The sequence below is a fragment of the Pontibacterium sp. genome (assembly GCF_041587635.1).
GTDB lineage: Bacteria > Pseudomonadota > Gammaproteobacteria > Pseudomonadales > Balneatricaceae > Pontibacterium.
This window is the reverse complement of the sequence record NZ_JBFGYC010000496.1, coordinates 1-2,986: the sequence shown is the minus strand read 5'-3', so window position 1 is coordinate 2,986 and position 2,986 is coordinate 1. Positions and strand designations below refer to the sequence as shown.

The window sequence follows — 2,986 nt, the reverse complement described above, 5'->3', positions numbered from 1 at the left end:
TATCTTGTTTTGTTGTTGTGGTTATCCCGTGTGAAACTTGAGGTTTTCCACAGTAATTAACAGGTTTACGCACAGGGTTGTTCGTGAATGATCATCGCCTGTTTTGCATCAAGTTATACAGAACGAAAAAAAAATTCCGGTGTGTGATGGTGATACTCAAAAATGTGGATAAAAACTCAGGCATCGATACTTAACTGAAAAAATAGGTCCTGCTGAGTGAGGATATTGGGTTAGAGCATGGGATTGAACGCATAAGTGCGGGCAGTAAAAGTGTTGTGTCGACGAGGGGATCTGAGATGGAAGCTGTGTATGGCGGTGTGAGTGTTAAATGCAGACCCCAAGTGCCTTGCGGTTACCTGGGGTTCTGCATTTTAAAATGAAGCTGATCAGATCGGACGGGAGGTCACTTCGGTATCAATATGTGAGACTTGTGATGAGCGTAGGCGGATCAACAACCAGCCTAATACGGGCAGCAATATCATCGCCAATTGGCTGAGGACCGATTGTAGGCTTGGGAATAGGCCAAGCCAGCTAATGGTAGGTACCGACGGTAGATAGCTGTTGCCCAGCCAGCCTGCCACTTGCAGCTCGAGCACCGCTTTGCCGGTAAAGATAACCGATAATGCATAGAGTAATGCCGCCGTTCCGGTAAAGAAGTGCTTCAGCGGCAAGCGTACAGAGAGCTGGAATATCAGTAGATAGACGATCAGCAGCGCGACGACCGCTAAACCAAAGCCGGTCGCGATGGCGTGCCACTGGCCTTCTGCATCACCGACCAGGGCCTGATAGAACAAAATGGTTTCCGCACCTTCCCGGTAAACCGCGAAAAAAGCGACCGACACGATCGCCCATAGGCTGCCGCCGCTGACTGCTGATCCTAACCGGTCCTGAATAAAGCCCTGCCATTGCTGCATCTCCCGCCGTGCAAAGAGCCACACACTGACATAGCTGAGCAGAACTGCCGCGATCAGCATGGTGACCCCTTCCAGGGTTTCACGGGCTGCCCCGCTATTCTGAATCAGTTTATGCAGTGCTATGGCGGTCAGTACGCTGGCACCGAGTGCAGCCAGTGAACCCAGCCAGATCAGGTAAACCCGGTCTGCGGCACCCGTCTTGCGATCAAAGAAGAAGGTATCCAGGTTGTCACGCGCGCTGTCGATATCTGTAATCTCTGTCAGCTGATATCCGCCCGTCACCAGTGTTTTTCGCCATTGATGCAGAATATCCTGAGGATCTGGTGAGGATTGCGCGAGCTGTTGACCGAAGGCACGCAGTTTAGGGTTGCTGTCGGTCGGATATTGCAGGTAAGCGGAGCGTTGCTCGGCTGAAAGTGGTTTTCCGCCGCTGTACTCCAGCCAGGCATCAACATCGTATTTGAATTCGCGGCTGATTTTGCGAATCCCCAGCAGCTGGAAATCGCCGGAGATAAAGGCTTCTGGTGTTTGTCCGGTGGGCAGATCCAGGCTGTAAAGCCAACGTCCCGAGTGCGGAGAAACTCGGGCTTCATAATGCACCCGGTCACGCTTGGATGTCAGCACATTGAGTACAGCGTCAGGACCCCGCAATGAATCCCGTAATAAGCGGCCGCGATTGTTCCAGTTCTCAGGTAAGTTCCAGCTGATACCGTCATAGTCACTAAACACCGGACCGCGCCAATACAGACGGCTTTTGTAAGGCACTGCCCCGGAAAATTCGGCGACAAGTACCGGTGCATCACTGCGTTTTAAGCGGCTTACCTGACCAGCTTTTAACGTCGCCTTAAGACCAATACCCCGCGCATCCTGATTGATGGCCAGTTCAATCGGTAAGCCGATTGCCAGACCAATATCCCAAAGTGGGCCCTGAATGCGCGGTACCGTGACAAATAACAACAGGGTGACGGGCAGTGCCAACACACTAAGATTGAGGGTGGTTTTAAGTAGCTGACGGTGACTGAGTTGGTGTTCACTATCATTGATCGCCTGCAGACAGAACAACACTACAATGCCGCAGCTGACCAGATAGGCTAACGCTAACAGGCCAGACAGGTACAGACTGCTTAACGTCGCCAGCACCAGTGAGGCCATCGCGGATAGCCGTAACTCTCGGGCGGTGCGTGATTCTGCCCATTTCAGCAGTAAAACCAGCGCTAACACGCCGGTAATCGTTTGCGCACTCAGCCAAGGCTGACCGCTCAGGACGATCCAGCCAATCGCGATTAGCAGTACCATGCCCATCATTGCCCAGCGTACAGAGGGACGTAGGCGCATGGGCTGATATAGCGCAATTGGCACAAGACACAGCAGTAAATGTACCCACGCAAGATGATGGATGGCAGGTAGCAGGGCCAGAAACCAAAGCCCTAGACACAATCGCTGGGTGCGATCACCAAAATACTGTCGCATCAGCTTTCTCCGGGCAACAGTGCCAGTTGCTTCAGACAGGTACTGATATGCTGGCCACCTCGCTTGGGCGGCAGTTCAATACCCGGCAACAGCAGACCAAACTCCTGTCCCCGTTTTTGACACTCCAGAATGTGATGACAGAGGGTACGAATTCGCGCTTCATAACCGATCGCATGCAGGTCCTGCCAGCGTAGCCAGATAGCCGGATCGCCTGCGGCACCATCAAACTCTTTGATCTGGAGGTTCTGTCCTTTACTCAGCGAACGCCAGTTGATTCGGCGCGGATTGTCGACTGGCTGGTACGCTCGAAGGCCAGCCAGTTCTTCCGCTTCGGTGTGGGCATGGGCTGCCTGACCGCGGGTCGTTTCCGGTATAGATTGTGCTGATTTGGCTTGTGGATAAACCAGTGCTTCCGGCAGCTCAATCAGTGGACGGGATAACTTAAACAGCCCTAGAGGCCAGACAGTATCAACGTTGAGCCGCTGTGGATTATACAGGCCGCGCTGTTGAGTGGGTTGTTGATAAACCCATTCAAAAGGGTGTCCACTGAGCAGATGGTAGAAGGGTTGCAGCGTTGTTTTACTGCGCTGTTTATCCTGACT

Annotated in this window: 2 protein-coding genes; both read right to left on the bottom strand. The window is 52.8% G+C overall.

What is annotated here, in order from left to right; genetic code table 11:
• Nucleotides 1-386 precede the first annotated feature (386 nt).
• Nucleotides 387-2,384, bottom strand: coding sequence for a transglutaminaseTgpA domain-containing protein (locus ABYW01_RS18025; protein ID WP_372835487.1), 1,998 nt, complete (start codon nt 2,382-2,384; stop codon nt 387-389).
• Nucleotides 2,384-2,986, bottom strand: a 603-nt coding sequence (locus ABYW01_RS18020; protein ID WP_372835484.1) for a DUF58 domain-containing protein, incomplete at its 5' end; no start/stop codon positions are given. The genes ABYW01_RS18025 and ABYW01_RS18020, both read right to left, overlap by 1 nt.

Bases quoted from the DNA above. Each gene is read 5' to 3' on its own strand.
- ABYW01_RS18025 (WP_372835487.1), bottom strand. From the start codon at position 2,384: ATGCGACAGTATTTTGGTGATCGCACCCAGCGATTGTGTCTAGGGCTT.